General features: G+C 27.9%; 8 protein-coding genes. 4 read left to right on the forward strand and 4 right to left on the reverse strand.

The annotated features are described in order from the left end of the window. The first annotated feature begins 28 nt into the window (after positions 1 to 28). On the forward strand, positions 29 to 886 hold the full coding sequence (locus ACLVEP_RS07755) for a DMT family transporter (protein WP_412583980.1): 858 nt from the start codon (positions 29 to 31) through the stop codon (positions 884 to 886). Here ACLVEP_RS07755 and ACLVEP_RS07760 read toward each other — a convergent pair. The 4 genes from ACLVEP_RS07760 to ACLVEP_RS07775 all read right to left on the reverse strand — a co-directional run bounded on the left by ACLVEP_RS07760 (position 883) and on the right by ACLVEP_RS07775 (position 10,402). Continuing rightward, positions 883 to 2,013 (reverse strand): glycerate kinase, encoded by a 1,131-nt coding sequence (locus ACLVEP_RS07760; RefSeq protein ID WP_412583982.1) that lies wholly within the window; start codon positions 2,011 to 2,013, stop codon positions 883 to 885. The genes ACLVEP_RS07755 and ACLVEP_RS07760 overlap by 4 nt on opposite strands. Before the next feature lie 9 nt (positions 2,014 to 2,022). Beyond that, complete coding sequence (locus tag ACLVEP_RS07765; RefSeq protein WP_412583984.1) at positions 2,023 to 5,619, reverse strand: UvrD-helicase domain-containing protein; 3,597 nt, start codon at positions 5,617 to 5,619, stop codon at positions 2,023 to 2,025. Further along, on the reverse strand, positions 5,606 to 8,389 hold the full coding sequence (locus ACLVEP_RS07770; protein WP_412583986.1) for a PD-(D/E)XK nuclease family protein: 2,784 nt from the start codon (positions 8,387 to 8,389) through the stop codon (positions 5,606 to 5,608). The genes ACLVEP_RS07765 and ACLVEP_RS07770 overlap by 14 nt, the downstream gene beginning before the upstream one ends. 108 nt (positions 8,390 to 8,497) lie before the next feature. Further along, a complete protein-coding gene (locus ACLVEP_RS07775; protein ID WP_412583988.1) occupies positions 8,498 to 10,402 on the reverse strand; it encodes an NAD(+) synthase in 1,905 nt (634 codons plus the stop codon). 103 nt (positions 10,403 to 10,505) lie between these two features. Between ACLVEP_RS07775 and ACLVEP_RS07780 the strand changes: the two genes are divergently transcribed. From ACLVEP_RS07780 to ACLVEP_RS07790, 3 genes are all read left to right on the forward strand, one after another. Further along, entirely contained in the window at positions 10,506 to 11,291 is a 786-nt protein-coding gene (locus ACLVEP_RS07780) for a ZIP family metal transporter (protein WP_412583990.1), read from the forward strand. Positions 11,292 to 11,303: 12 nt separating this feature from the next. After that, positions 11,304 to 11,519: a hypothetical protein gene (locus ACLVEP_RS07785; RefSeq protein ID WP_412583992.1), complete on the forward strand. Its 216-nt coding sequence runs from the start codon at positions 11,304 to 11,306 to the stop codon at positions 11,517 to 11,519. A gap of 86 nt (positions 11,520 to 11,605) precedes the next feature. Further along, positions 11,606 to 12,568, forward strand: coding sequence for a helix-turn-helix domain-containing protein (locus tag ACLVEP_RS07790; protein WP_412583994.1), 963 nt, complete (start codon positions 11,606 to 11,608; stop codon positions 12,566 to 12,568). Positions 12,569 to 12,585: the final 17 nt, after the last annotated feature.

Here is a 12,585-nt window from a genome sequence, read left to right on the forward strand (position 1 = left end):
TTATTCTTTTGTTTTAAGGGGGTATTTTATGAATGATACAAAAAAGGGAATGCTATTTATTATGATGGCAGCATTCTTTTTTGCAAGTATGAATGTTTTTGTTAAGTTATCAGGTGATTTATCATCTATTCAAAAAAGTTTTTTTCGTAATTTAATTGCAGCACTTTTTGCATTTATTATTTTAATTAAAAGTAAAGAAGGTTTTACCTATCAAAAAAAAGATATACCGATGTTGCTTTTACGTTCTACTTTTGGAACGTTAGGTATCTTATGTAATTTTTATGCAGTAGATCATTTATTAGTAAGTGATGCATCTATGCTTAATAAGTTATCACCATTTTTTGTTATTATCTTTTCTTCATTATTTTTAAAAGAAAAAGCAAATACGATTCAAAAAATAACAGTTGTGATTGCTTTTATAGGAAGTTTATTTGTAATTAAACCTTCTATTCATTTTGTAAGTAATATCAATTCATTTATTGGAGTTTTAGGAGCGATGGGAGCAGGAATCGCTTATACATGTGTTAGAAAATTAGGACAACAAGGTGTAGCTGGAGCAAAAATTGTTTTCTTTTTTTCATGTTTTTCGTGTTTGTCTGTAGTCCCTTATTTGATCTTTCATTTTCAACCTATGACACTTCAACAAATTGGTTGTTTACTCATGGCAGGATTAATGGCTGCAGGAGGACAATTTTCAATTACGAATGCCTATACGTATGCACCTGCTAAAGAAATATCGATTTATGATTATACACAAGTTATTTTTGCAGCTCTACTTGGATTTTTCTTATTAAATCAAGTCCCTGATTTTTATAGTGTAATTGGTTATATAATTATCATTGGAGTTGCTTTTTGGAATTTTATGAAACAAAAAAGATGCGTTTAGTGACGCATCTTTTGTCCTAATTGGATACTTCTTGCAAGCCTAAAAGCAGCTTTATAAACATTTTCATTGGCATTTTCTAAAGCATTTTCTAAAGAACAGCAATGATCAATACAACTTTCAATCGTTGTAATACAATCATAAATATCACCAACATTTTCTCCAATAGAGCCAACAATGCAAACTGTGTCAACACCATATTTTTTTGCTCTTTGACTCACCCCAGTAGGTACTTTTCCATACATTGATTGATGATCAATACGTCCTTCACCACTAATAACAAGATCACATTCTTTAACGTATTCATCAAAATGAACAACGTCTAAAACAGTTTCAATTCCACTTTGTAGTTTAGCATTTAAAAACGTCATTAAACCAAATCCTAAACCACCAGCAGCCCCAGAACCAGCCTCTTCACTATAATCTTGATAGCCTTTTTTTATACATATTTCTACAAGATGTTTTAATCCTTGATCTAAAAATTGAATATCCTTTTCATTAGCTCCTTTTTGAGGGCCATAGATAGCACTGGCACCTGTTTTACCACAAAGTGGATTTGTTACATCACACATGACGATGATTTGTGTATCTTTTATTCGAGGATCAAGGCGATGAGTATCAATATCTTCAATGAAAGGTAAGTTTTCAGGAATAGGGTCTAAAACTTGGTGATTTTTATCTAAAAAACGAATTCCTAAATGATGAGCCATTCCAATCCCACCATCATTGGTAGCTGAACCGCCAATTCCAAGATAAATCTTTTGACAACGATGATCTAGTGCATCTTTAATAAGTTCACCAGTTCCTTTTGTATTTGCTTCTCTAATTTTCTTTTCTTTAACAAGAGGCAGTCCAGAAGCACTTGCCATTTCAATAATAGCTCCTTGACTAGTGATACCATAGCTTGCTTGAATAGGTTCTTGTAAAGCATTATGACAGTTAATTGTTATATATTGACCATTTAAGGATTCAACAATAGCTTGTGTTGTTCCTTCTCCTCCATCAGCCATTGATAGTATTTTAAAAGAAACATCTTCAAAAACTTCTTTAAATCCTTTTTGAATACTTTTAGATACTTCTAAAGAAGATAAACTTCCTTTATAAGAATCACTTGCAATTAATATTTTCATAGAAACCTCCTAAAGTGTAACATAACGATGAATGTGTAAATAATAAACAATAGCTTCCACTTCTTTGTTTGGAAACATTTGTTTCATAATCTTTTTATAATAATACATTTGACCTTGATGAAGTTCTTTTAAGAGTTCATCAGAACTATTTTTAGCTAATGTATCTGTCTTATAATCAATAATTGTTATTTTATCTTCATTAATACATAAAACGTCAAAAATACCATGAATAATTTGTTTATTTTCATTTAAAAATGAAAATTCTTTTTCTTTATAACAATATGAACTTTTTAACATCAATTGATAAACTTCACTTTCAATAAAGCTTTCTAAATGAACCTTATATTGATTTAAAAGAGTTCTCGCCTCTTCATTAAATAAAGATCTTTGTATAATATTTTGAAAACACTCTTCAAAATTTAATTCTTTATCCAAAGGATACAATTCCAAAAATAAATGAACAAGAGTTCCTCGATCAGTTGCTTTCATTGATGATTCATTTTCTTCATCATCTCTTTCAAAAAAACGATTTCCATCATCAATAATAGAAGTAACTGCTACTGTTTTATCAAAAGGTGCTTTGTTTTGATAATTAAATTGACTATTTTTTAAATAAAGTTCTTGATCATTATTTTCTATTTGATTTGTTGGATAGATATATTCATCAATTGTATGAACATCAATAATTGATGTATGAAATTTAGAATGACAGGTATTAAGTTGCATCTTGTTTTCTTGATAAAGTTTTAATTGTAAAGCGTTATTTTTTACTTGATCCAAATCATAATAATTTTTAATTTTTTCATCAAATAATGATAAATCAATACATTGTTGAATAAAATCAGGATGACGTATTAAAGCAAGCATGATCCAATTCAACATTTGATTTGATTTACGAATCGTTGCAGGTAAAAGATGACATGAAGCATCCAGAGCGTAATCAATGACTTGCTTTTGCCATTTTTCAATCATATTAATTTCTTTTAAACCACCCGTTAAAATCAACTTTTGAGATGCTCTTGTAAGAGCTACATAAAGAATACGCATTTCTTCATTAATAGTTTCATTATCAAGAACTGTTGAAAAGATACCACGTAAAGGATGTGGATATTCAATAAGGACATTTTGAAAATCTCCTAAATCTTGTTTTTGATGAGGATTTAAAATGATTCCTAAATTTTTATCTTGAATTAAAGGTGCTTTTCCATCAGCAAAATTAAATTGATGGTTCATTTGATTAACAATCACGATAGGAAACTCAAGACCCTTTGATTGATGAATCGTCATAAAAGTAACAGCATCACCATCACTTGAAAGGGTAGCAGGTTTATAATCAATTCCTAAAGTCATTGTTTGTTCAAATTTATGAACAATTTGATATAAAGAAAGTCCTTCATCTGTTTTCAACATTTCAATTAAGAGTTGAACATTGGCATAGCGTTGTTTACCATTATAAAGAGAACTGATAAATAGATCATATTCGTTTTCTTTAATAAATCTCTCTAAAACTTCATACACTGGATGATTTCTAGCAAATTCTTGCATTTCATGATAATAGTTTAAAAAATCAATAGCTTCTTGATCCGTTGCTTGTTTTAAAGATTCATACATTGACATATTTTCTATTTTATGAAGATAAAGCCAGTTTTCATCAAAGTGTGTTTTTTTATAATTTCCTTTAAGTAAAGAAATCAAAGCCAAATCATCTAAACAATTATCAAGTGCTTTTAAAAAGTAAACACAGTCTAAAATTTCATTGCTTTCAAAAAATCCTTTAGTAAGGACAATTAAATTAGGAATAGAAATAGCATCAAAAACTTTTTTATAAGTTATAAAATTTGCTACATTTCTCATTAAAACAACAACATCTTGATATTTTGCAAGACGATTTCCATTATAAAAATCAAGTTCAAGATGACCAACCATTTCATGAATCTTTTTACCAATCATTTTTGCTTCATATTCAATCATATCAACAGTTTCATCTTCTGGTTTTAAAACAAGCATGATTTCACTATCAAAACGTTTTTCTTGATCATAGCGTAACATAGCTTGTTGTAATTTTTCATCATTATCACATTTTTCTTTTCTTAAAAAGTCATAATTTAATTGAGCATGAGGATCCTTGTCATATTCAAGACCACCATAACGGCTATCCATAATTGCATTAAAGATATAATTGATACTATCTAAAACGATTTTATTTGAACGATAATTGAATTTTAAATCGATTCTTTGATTATTATCTTCAAGACCATAAGTGAGATATTTTTCATTAAAAATATCTAAATCAGCTTTTCTAAAACGATAAATCGATTGTTTCATATCTCCAACCATAAAGCGATTGATTTCAGGTTCTTGGAAACGAGAAATTAATAAAATCAAGTTTTCTTGAATTTCATTTGTATCTTGATATTCATCAATCATAATTTCATGAAATTGTTGGTAAAGAGTTTGGGCAACTCCTTGATTTTCACTTAATAATTGAAGGGTATATTGTTCCAAATCATTAAAATCTAAATAAGAAAGTGATTTTTTATAAGCTTGATAAGCTTCTTGAAATTCTTTAAGATATTTTAAATAGATTTCTAAATGGTGATAAGAGATTTTTAAGACTTCACTTAATTCTTCAATAGAAGAAGGCATACATTTTTGATAAGCTTTAATAAATGTATTTTTTGTTTGATCTAATAAAGATTTATAAGTTTCTTTAATAGAATCATCAACATCTTTATAACTAGCTGCGCGATGTTTTTCAATTTCTATTCCCATTGAAAAATATTTTCCTTGGTTAAAGCATTCTTTTAAATTTTGAAAATAACTTTCTAAAACAGTATGTGGTGCAGGTAATTTCTTTGTTTCTTCAAAGTAAAAACCTAAACCATATGTTTGACAATAATCTTCAAGCTTTAAATAACTATCATAGGCTTCTTGAAAAGCTTCTTGTAATATTTTTTTTAATGGTTTTTCAAAAGGTGTATCTTCAATTGTTTGATCATTGATGACACGATCATAAAGTTTTATTTTCACTTGATTTAAATAATCATCAAAATGATAAACAGTATGAGATAAATTATCTAATTGAAAAAGAATTTCTTTAAAAGAATTAAATTGATAACCTGTATAGTTTTCTTGATAAAAATCATAGAATTCCTTTTCTTGAACCCATTTTTCAAGACATTGATCTAAAATGTTTTCTTTAATTAAAGTAGGGTTTTCAAGAATTTCAAATTTAGAATCTAAATGAATTGTATAACCATATTGACTTAATAAATCACTACAAAAAGAATGAAAATTTGTAATATAAGCATCATTTAATAATAATTTTTGTTTTTCTAAATGTAATTTTAAAGAATCATCAACAACTTGAATTCTTTTATTTAAACTTTCTACTAATCTTTGTTTCATTTCTAAAGCAGCTGCTTTCGTAAAAGTTAAAACAAGTAAAGAATCTACATTTACATGATCATCTTCAATTAAAGACATCATACGATTAACAAGAATTTTTGTTTTTCCAGAACCAGCAGGTGCTGAAACTAAAATAGAACTTCCACGACTATAAACAGCGAGGTTTTGTTCATCATTTAAACTTTTATCTTTCTTCATTTTGACCTCCTAATTCAATTTGATGATCTTCATTATAGAAAATATCATAATTACAAATAGCTTTATAATGACAAAAACGACAAGGATTAATGTGCATATCAATATTTGGATTATCACTACGTGTTGGATAAATACGAATATCTCCAGTAATCATTTGTTGGTAAAGACTTTGAATGTGTAAAGTGATTTCTTGTAAAAGGCTATCCAATTCATCATGAGAAATAATTTTAGCATTACTATAAGGACTACCATTTTTTTTTAGCTTGACCTTGATAATATCACTCTCTTGTTCCATTTCATGATCAATTTCTAAATAAGTATCATCTACACTATAGCCATCCATTTTATAAAGTTTAAAGAAACTTTCAGGATCTTGTTTTTCTAAAATAGAAATCTCACTTTTTAACATTCTTTTCTTTGTATTAAAATACAAAACAGCGCCTTTATCGTAGTTTTTATTTTTAGATAACATTTCTAAATAAATCAACATTTGCATATTAAATCCTAAACGTGCTAGTTCTAAATTCAATTCTTTATTCGAAGATTTATAATCAATGACTTTTAAATAATTTTGATATAAATCTACACGATCAATAAAGCCTTTAAGTTCAATATCTTGAATCTTATCATAAACTCTTTCTTCACAAGCAGAGAGTTCAAATAAACCATGTTGCATCTGTTTTGCTAGAACAATAATTGTATTATATAAATCATCTTCAATCAGTTTTAAAAAGAATTGATTTTTTTTCAAAGTATATTTCTTTAACATATGAGTCTTTAAATAGTTTTGAATACTTAAATGAATATCTTCTTTTAAGGAATCAAAGTTTTTAGCTTGATAGTTATTGAAATAATGATGATTTTTTTCTAAAACATAATGAACTAAAGTACCGATTTCATTACTTTGTATTAAAGAATTATTTATAGAATCTACTTTTAACATATATTGTAGATAGTATTTATAAGGGCATTGGTTATAGACCTCTAATTTACTTGCTGAAAGAGGATTATGTTGATGATTGATATGCATTGGTAATACTTGATGATGGGATTGTTTGTAAACCAATAGATGATGATTTAAAACAGATAATGAATCATCTTGATGTCCTTTTAAATAATAATCTTCTTTTAATGAAGGATGAATAAGTATATGTTTTTTAAAAGCAGGAATTGTAAATAATTTTGTTAATTTTTGAATAATCGATGAAACAACTAAATCTCCACCATTTAAATCTCTTAATGCATAACTTAAAATGATTTTTTGATGGTGACAAGAAAAAAGATGTCTTAAAGTATTTTGATGTTTATTTAATGCATCATAGGTTGTAGGATACTTTAATGCAAGTGCTTCTTGATTTAAAAGTAAATTGGTATTTTTAAATTCTTGAGGAATAATTGTTTCATTTAAACCTAAACAATAAACATATTTTGTTTGTAAGAGTTCACTGTAAGGTTGATTGTAATTAAGTAAATAAAGACTGTCATAGCTTTCTTTAATAAAGTGTGTTTTTTTAGAAAACATTTCTTGAAGTAAGCTTAAATATTCTTTTAAAGAAAGAGGTTCAGTTCCTTCAAGGTTTAAACTTGAAAGTAAAGCATAAACAAGTTCATTTTTACAAAAAGAATGTTCAATAAAATCACTTAAAGATAAAGAATATGACGATAAATCATGACCTTGAATCTTTAAAACTGCTTTTTTTAATGCTAGATAATTTTCATCATCAATAAAACCTTGTAAAGTATATAAGTTTTTTAAATAAGATACATATTGATGATCTTGAAAATTTAATAAATATAAAGAACTGATAGCATCTAAAAGATATGTTTCATCTTTACTTAGGCAATATTGTAAAAGCATATTAACGACTTGAAAAGCTTGATTAGTGGTTGTTTCTTTTTGATTATACGCAAGGTTAAATTGATCTAAAATACGACAAAGATGACGATAATAATCATCATTTGGGTAATAGATCACAAAATCACGTAAAGTATTTTCCTTAAGTAATGTATTAATATCAAAAATAACTTGTTTGACTTCTTCTTGAATCGTTGATGCTTTTAAGATTTGATAAGGATGTTCAAAATCACTTTTTGTATGTGATGAATCAAATAAATGATTTGTGACGTAACCTGTATAATCAAGAATTTCATTTTCTTTTGTATCTTGATAAATAAAGACATGACCATATTGATCAAGCTTTTGAATAAGTGCTTGATTTTTAGGAATTGTTATTTGATTTGTTAGAAAATAATAATAATTATGGCATTTTTCATCAATAAGTGAATAAATAAGATCGTGTTCTAAAAAATGAGTTTGATCAAATTGATGATATAAATTGAAAAGTGTTTTAATTTTTTCTTTTGATAGATTTGGTAACTCTTTTGTTGTTTCTTGAATATTATAAAGATAGAAATTTTTAAAAATCTCTAATATTTGTTTAGCTGTTAAAACATGATTAGCGCTTAAATGAAATAAAGAAGAGGTATCTTCTTTATTCATTTTAATAATTTCTAAAAGATTTTGAATAGTTGTTTTCTTTTTAAAATCTTGTTGATATATTTGCAGAAGCTTTTGATAAAACGACGATAATGTCATGATTTCAATATTAAAAAGGGTATCTGTATGTTTTAAGAAAATTTCTTCATAATATTTAGGGTCATCAACAATGACGTAATGAATAGTAAAAGGATTTTCTTTTGCAGAGTGTAAACAATCATTTATGATTTGTTTCATTGTTGAACTATAGTGATTTGAGTTATAAATATGCATAATGTCACCTCTTGCTTTATTTTATCATAGATAGATTTAAATATTTAGTGAAAACTCTTATTAAAAGGATAAAATAAGGAGTTAATAAAAAAAGAACTGCAAGCAGTTCTAAATTTTTTCTACTTCATCAAGCCATATTTGAACATTGGCATCACTTGGCATACGCCAATCACCACGTGGAGATAAAGCGACAGATCCAACTTTTGGACCATCTGGGATACAACTACGTTTAAATTGTTGACTAAAGAAACGCCAGTAGAATAAACGTAACCATTTTTTAATTGTATCTTTATCATATTTATCTTTGAAGGCAAGTTTTGTCTTTTTATAAAGTTTACGAGGTTCATCACCAAAACGTACCATATGATAAATAAAGAAATCATGAAGTTCATAAGGACCAACGATATCTTCTGTCTTTTGAACAATTTTGTCATCTTCTTGAGGAAGAAGTTCAGGAGATACAGGTGTATCTAAAACATCTTGTAAAATTGTTTCAAGAACTTGACCTTTATAAAGAGAAGAAACATAGTCTACAAGATAGCGTACAAGTGTTTTAGGAACCGAAACATTGACAGCATACATGGACATATGGTCTCCATTATAAGTTGACCATCCTAATGCAACTTCACTTAAATCACCAGTTCCAATGACAAGACCACCAATTTGATTTGCTTTATTCATTAAAATTTCAGTACGTTCACGAGCTTGGACATTTTCGTAAGTGACATCATGAACATTTTCATCTTGATCAATATTTTTAAATTGCATTCTTACGACCTCAGCAATATTGACTGTTTGACTGGTAACACCTAGTTCTTCCATGAGACCTAAAGCGTTATTTTTTGTACGTGACGTTGTTCCAAAACAAGGCATAGTAATTGCATAAATATTCTTTTTATCATAACCTAATTTTTCAAATGCCATGACACAAACAAGGAGTGCAAGTGTTGAATCTAAGCCACCTGAAATACCAATGACGACTTTATTTATATGAGTAGCTTTTAATCTTTGCATTAAACCTCTTGTTTGAATTTCAAAGACTTCTTTACAACGTAATTCTCGAAGAGCAGGATTACTTGGTACAAAAGGATGAGGATCATAGTAATGATTTGTTTCAATATCAATAAGATCCATATCAAAGTAAACATAGTCATAATCATGATGGGATTGATAAGTTGTCATCTTTCTTCTTTCACTAATAAGTTTTTCAACATCTAAATCACCATAAATCACTTCAGCATCAAAACCAGTACTTTCATTAATAACTGTTCCATTTTCACAAATTAAATGATGCCCAGAGAAAACCACATCGGTTGTACTTTCTCCACTTCCTGCATTACTATAAACATATCCTGAAACAAGTTTTGCTGATTGCATTGAAACAAGGTTTCTTCGATAATCTTTTTTAGCAGTTAATTCATTACTGGCAGATGTATTACAAATGACCGTTGCCCCATTTAAAGCAAGTTCATTACTTGGCGCATTTGGAAGCCATAAATCTTCACAAATTTCTACACCTAATGTAAAACTTGGTAAATTTTGACAAGCAAAAACTACTTTACGACCAAATAAAACAATTTGTCCAAAAAGCTCAATTTCAATATTATCTTCAAAACAAGGTGTAAAACGTCTTCCTTCGTAATATTCATTATAATTTGGAATATGATATTTAGGAACAATTCCTAAAATATTTCCATTATATAAAACAGCAGATACATTATATAAATTATTTTGATAATGAAAAGGTAAACCAATAACGACAATTTGTTGGTGTCCTTTTGTATCATGCATAATTTCTTCTAATTGAACAAGACATTCATTTAAAAGACGATTTTGTAAAAATAAATCTTCTAAAGTATAACCACTTAAAACAAGTTCAGGAAAAACAACCACTTGTGCTTTCTTTTCTCTTGTTTCTTTTAAGACCTTTTTAATTTCACTAGCATTATGTTTAACATTACCAATAAGTGTATCAATTGATGCACTGGCAACTCTTATATATCCATCTTTCATAAAATTCCTCCATTTGTCCTTATTATAACAAAAACATAATTATTTTAGCATATCATTATGCAAAATATTCAAAATCTTTATAATAAAAGAAGAAGGGGGATTTATGAATACAATACTTTATCCATTACTTGGAACCTTATTTACATTTTTAATGACTACTTTAGGAAGTGCGTTGGTTTTTTTCTTTAAAGATGAAATCAAAGATTTTTATCAACAACTTTTTTTAGGATTTGCGGCAGGAATTATGATTGCAGCCTCTGTTTGGTCTTTATTGATTCCTTCCATGGAAATGGCAGAAACTAATGGTCAAAATAGTGCGCTTATTTTAGGTGGAGGATTTATCATTGGAGCTTTATTCTTGCTTTTTTTAGATCATGTGATTCCTCATCAACACTTAAATGAAGACAAGCCAGAAGGACCTAAAAGTATGTTGGGGAAAAATACGATGCTTGTTTTAGCAGTCACTTTACATAATATTCCTGAAGGGTTTGCGGTAGGTTTGACTTTTGCGATTGCAGCAAGTAATTCAAGTATTACATTTGCTTCTGCACTTGCTTTAGCTCTTGGAATTGGACTTCAAAACTTACCTGAAGGAGCAGCTATTTCTCTTCCTTTAAAACAGGAAGGAATGTCACGTACAAAGGCTTTTGTTTATGGAAGTCTTTCAGGAATTGTTGAACCCATTGCAGGAATTATTGCTGGTTTTACAATTCATATTATGCAAACAATATTACCTATTTGTTTATCTTTTGCTGCAGGAGCGATGATGTATGTTGTAGTAGAAGAATTAATTCCAGAAGCACAGCTTGGTAAACATAGTCATGTTGGAACTTTTGGCGTTTTGAGTGGTTTTGTGATCATGATGTTAATGGATGTTTTTTTAGGATAAGAGGAGATTAAAATGTTATATTTTTTATTTATGATTTTAATGTTTTACATTTTTGGAAAATTATTTTTCTTTGGGTTAAAAGCAGCCTGGGGACTTTCAAAGTTTGTTTTAACGATTATTTTATTGCCAATTTCTTTAATGGTAATGGTCTCATGTGGTTTGCTTTATTTTGCCTTTGTTTTATTAATTGTTGTAGGAATTATGAGCTTTTTTAAAACAAATATCTAAATGTCAACTGATAGTTGACAAAACGAAAAGTAGAGTTGGTAGTGCTTTTTAGATAATTATTCTATGATAGAAACAGGAGGGAAGTTATGAACTTATCAGAAAAAATAATGATGTTAAGAAAAAAAGAAGGGTGGTCACAAGAAGAACTGGCTAACCATCTTCAAATCTCAAGACAAGCTGTTTCAAAATGGGAATCAGGTCAATCGATGCCTGATACCGATAAAATTATTCAACTTAGCCAACTCTTTCATGTAACAACAGATTATCTATTATTAGATCAGGAAAATGAAGGGAACATTCAAACAGGGATTTATTTATCTTTGGCACAAGTACAAGAATATTTAAAGATTAGAAAACAATCATCTTTAAAAATTGCATTTGCAACCTTTTTATGTGTGATTTCACCTATTCCATTAATTAGTTTTACAACGCTATGTCAGTACCAACGATTTCATATGACAGAAAATTTAGCAATAAGTATAGGTCTTAGCTTTTTAATTATTTGTATTACAGTAGCAGTTATTTTATTTTGTTTATGTGCTTTTAAAGTTAAAAAATATGATTTTTTAGAAAAAGATGATTTTATGATTGAAAATGATGTTAGAGAATATACTTTTAAAGAAAAAGAAGCTTATCAAAATCAATATCATCATTTTCAAATTATAGGCATTGCTTTATGTATTTTATCAGTTTTACCTATTTTTATCTTTTTAAATTATGATTTTTTAGAAAGTATTGCTGTTTGTTTTCTTTTATTGTTTGTAAGTATAGGTTGTTTTTTCCTTGTTTTAGGAGGAACTTATCAAAATGCTTTAGATAAGATTTTACAAACAGGGGATTATACACCTGAACAAAAAAAGAAAAATGCTTTAAAATCAAAAATAAGTGCTATCTATTGGCTTGTTGTTACTGCTATTTTTCTTTATTATACATTTGGAAAAAATGGTAATGGACAAATGCAATATAGTTGGATTATTTGGGCAATAGCTGGTGTTTTATTTGGTGTTGTGATGATCGTTATAGATTTAATAAGTAGAAGAAGGGATTAAAATGCAAATACTAGGAT

This window comes from Faecalibacillus sp. (assembly GCF_047023275.1).
Classification (GTDB): domain Bacteria; phylum Bacillota_I; class Bacilli_A; order Erysipelotrichales; family Coprobacillaceae; genus Faecalibacillus.